We start from the raw sequence: 3,169 nt of genomic DNA on the forward strand, positions 1-3,169 counted from the left end.
ACCCAAAATAACTATTTTGGGCAAAAAATTGAACCTCTCATTTTTTATTTAGGACAGCATTGAGTCTATGTTAATTAAATAAATTTATTCTAGTTATACTTACGATATAACATAAAATTGAGTGGCTTAAATCTATTCAGATAAAAAATATTTTTTTTTAGCTCTCCTTTAGTATCTTTCCTTTTTAAACCCAAATAAAACAATTACCATGAAAAATTTTAAATTCCAATACCTAGTCTTAAGCCTTTCAATATTAATGGCATTCACCATTATTTTCCAATCTCAGGCCCAAATGCAAGCACCGGCTCCGAGTCCTGCTAGTTTTGTTTCTCAAAACGTAGGCTTTACCCAAATTAGTATTTCCTACTCGTCTCCCGGAGTAAAAGGAAGAACGATTTTCGGTGATCTAGTGCCCTATGGTAGCCCGTGGAGAGCAGGTGCAAATGCACCAACCACTATTGAATTTAGCACTTCTGTGAACATAGGTGATAAAACACTTAATGCAGGAAAGTATTCAGTTTTTATTACTCCTAACCAATCTGGGAACTGGACCATACATTTCAACAACAAAGGCAATGCTATTTACGCTTATATGCAAGACGGTAAAGTAAATACCACAGCCCTTACAAAAGATGATGCTATATCTCTAAGTACGAGTCCGATAAAATTAATGGAAACTCAGGAAAGACTTTCGTATTCAATATCCGCAGGGGACAATAAAGTGGCGAAAGTCACCTTTGCATGGGAAAATGTTAAACTTACCTTTGATATAGATACTCAAGTGGATCAGAAATTGGAGGATTTCAATGCTGTATTTAACTAAAAATAAATCGTAACTAAAACAGAACCTCTTTAGAAAAAAGGTCCTCTTAAAAGAGACCTTTTTTCTTGTCCAAGCTTTAACCTGCAATAGGCAAAATCCTGCTGTTACATGCTAAAATCGCTTCAACATCAACCACTTCGTTGTTGTTTTCAGTCTGATCATCTGATGCTGAATTAAAATCTCTAAGAAGGCTGATATTCTTATCATTGGAACCGCCATATCAAAAACCTTACTGAATGCCTCAGTTTAAGCAAAATTTAGCATTGAAAACAAGTTTATAAATAGATAGTCAATCTTTATGAGTTGAAAATTAAACCGGAATTATAACTTCAAAAGCTGAATATTTTCCTACTTCTGAATCTATTTTTAATACACCTCCCATTCCATCAATAAGGTGTTTTACCAATGGCAACCCAAAACCATAGCCTTGCTCACCTGAGGTACCTTTAGTAGTTTTACTTTCGCCATTCATTATTTCCTCGATTTGATCAGCAGTCATACCTCTGCCGTTATCATTAATTTTTGCTTTTAAGCGATTACTATAATTTTTTTCTTCAAGACTAAGTGAGATGCTTACACTTCCTCCTTCAGGTGTAAATTTGATGGCATTGGAAATAAGATTTCCCAAAATTTGTAACAATTTTATTTTGGAAAATCTTGTTTCTAAATTTTTACTTACTAATTCAACTGAAAACTTAACCTTTTTCTGTTCGGCCTGAACACCATACAAATTTTTTAATTTCTCTTGCAATACTTGAAGGTTATACTCATTTTGAAGGTTCAATTGTTTTGGTGCTTTTTCTTTGGCTTTTGTTGAAAGTATCTGATCAGCAAGCTCTAACAGTGATTGACTACTGCTTTGGATTACCTTAATAAATTCCAAGACATCTTCCAATTGATTATTGGTCCCTTGATCTTTGATTATTTGGGCCAAGCCAATTATACCACCAATTGGCCCCCTAATGTCATGAGCCACCTGCTCTTGTTTTTCAATTGATTCCTTTACTTTAGATTTCAATTCATTTACAGATTTGATAATGTCCAAGCGGTTTATGATTTCCTCCGCAATAATTTTCAAAAGATCTGCTTTTTCGGGAGTAATCGTTATATCCTTGGTATCTAACACACATAAAGCACCAAGGTTATGCCCTGAACTTGTTCTCAAAGGAACGCCGAAATAATACCTTAAATTCGGATCGTCTTCTACATAAAACTTATGTTTGAATCTTTCATCTTTTGAAAGATCTTTTATTTCAAGAGATTGATCACCTTGAATGGTGTACTGACAGACTGAGTCCTCTTTTGGCAGTTGCATAACAGGCATTCCTACCCCTGCCACACTCCACTGTGTTACTGCATCAATTAGGTTTACGAGGGAGATATTAGTCCCGGCCACTTTAGCTGCCAATTTGGTAAGATCCTTTAATTGACCTTCTAGTTCAATCGTATCCAAATCATAATCAGCCAAAGCCAATAATCTTTCAAATTCATTGGGGGGGGTTAAACTTTCCATAAAAATAGCTACATTAAATTTTTAAAAATATAACAAAATTTCAGGCTTTTACCTAAAAATATCTTTAGACTAGTCGCTTATAGAAGTCATTGTCTCTTTTGAATAAAAATAGTTGATCATCAAGGTAATTTAATACTATCAGGAAGAATTTTCATAGCATTAAAATACCCTATTAACAAAATATTTAAAATAAGTAAACTTAAACCGAGTGACCTCTTCCTATCCAAACGGACTTGTTCAGACCTAAGCAATAGGTTTTACTTCAGGAATGATATCCCATTTGGAAATAAAGCATTTTATTCACACATGGTTGAGTAATCGTAAATAAATTCTTCAAATTCCATCCACTTTGGACTATCTTTATATTTCTCGATCACAGCCGGACATTCAGCAAAAAGCTCCTCAATGTCTTTTTTGTATTCTTTTTTCTTGATGCGTCTCGCTATTTCTTCCCCATTTTTTTTGATATAATAAGACTTGTCAAGCCCTCCGGCAACAGTCATTCCTGCAAAACCAATACTGGCTGATTCTTTTGCAAATGGATCATTGTACACTTTAATTTTTTTACTGAAAGAAGGATTCATCACCTGCATCATACAATATTGTGTCTTATTCTTTTTCACTTGTACGTTGGATGATTCCATGTAGAGATACCCATCATCCAAAAATTCTCCGGAAAGTTCATTGTCTTGTATTTTTTGTAAATCTGATGAAGCATCTAATTTTTGATTAATTTTGGCGAGGGCACTGGGAGGAACATACATGTGGTCAATGTCCTCAGGATTAATCTTTATTTTCTTGCCATCACTAGATCTTTCCACTTTCAAATCATC

3 protein-coding genes are annotated in these 3,169 nt (G+C 34.3%); 1 reads left to right on the plus strand and 2 read right to left on the minus strand.

Translation table 11 applies throughout. The features are described 5' to 3' along the window. Positions 1 to 208: 208 nt before the first annotated feature. Positions 209 to 823: a DUF2911 domain-containing protein gene (locus AAC037_RS22545; RefSeq protein ID WP_339905791.1), complete on the plus strand. Its 615-nt coding sequence runs from the start codon at positions 209 to 211 to the stop codon at positions 821 to 823. 310 nt (positions 824 to 1,133) lie between these two features. On the opposite strand, the gene AAC037_RS22550 is transcribed toward AAC037_RS22545, so the two are convergent. Both AAC037_RS22550 and AAC037_RS22555 read right to left on the minus strand, forming a co-directional pair. Next, positions 1,134 to 2,336, minus strand: coding sequence for an ATP-binding protein (locus AAC037_RS22550; RefSeq protein ID WP_339905793.1), 1,203 nt, complete (start codon positions 2,334 to 2,336; stop codon positions 1,134 to 1,136). Between the two features lie 296 nt (positions 2,337 to 2,632). Then, positions 2,633 to 3,169: hypothetical protein (locus AAC037_RS22555; protein WP_339905795.1), on the minus strand; the 537-nt coding region annotated here is incomplete at its 5' end.

This window comes from uncultured Cyclobacterium sp., assembly GCF_963976465.1.
Taxonomy (GTDB): Bacteria; Bacteroidota; Bacteroidia; order Cytophagales; family Cyclobacteriaceae; genus Cyclobacterium.

Bases quoted from the DNA above. Each gene is read 5' to 3' on its own strand.
- AAC037_RS22545 (WP_339905791.1), top strand. From the start codon at position 209: ATGAAAAATTTTAAATTCCAATACCTAGTCTTAAGCCTTTCAATATTA.
- AAC037_RS22550 (WP_339905793.1), bottom strand. From the start codon at position 2,336: ATGGAAAGTTTAACCCCCCCCAATGAATTTGAAAGATTATTGGCTTTG.